The organism is Paraburkholderia sp. SIMBA_027, assembly GCF_046535315.1.
Classification (GTDB): Bacteria; Pseudomonadota; Gammaproteobacteria; order Burkholderiales; family Burkholderiaceae; genus Paraburkholderia; species Paraburkholderia tropica.
Window position 1 is genome coordinate 1 of record NZ_JAWRWY010001679.1, and the last position, 233, is coordinate 233.

Sequence of the window (233 nt, forward strand, 5' to 3'; positions counted from 1 at the left end):
CTGGTCAGCAACGTCCAGGCCGATGTAGTAGCTGGTGGTGGAAGCATCGATCGGGAGCGCCGGAACATGGCCGGTGGTCGTTTCCGTGCGGCCCGGGCCACCCAGAACCAAGCGGCGCGCAGCGGAGACGAGGTCTCCCAGCACTGCCGATGCAGTGGGAGTGCCTCCTGCGCCCTGGCCGTAGAACATCAACTCGCCCGCGTTTTCCGCTTCGATGAAGACAGCATTGAAGG

Annotated in this window: 1 pseudogene; it reads right to left on the minus strand. The window is 64.4% G+C overall.

From position 1 onward, the window contains the following. Nucleotides 1–233: pseudogene (locus tag SB764_RS44890) on the minus strand (homoserine dehydrogenase); the annotation flags it as partial.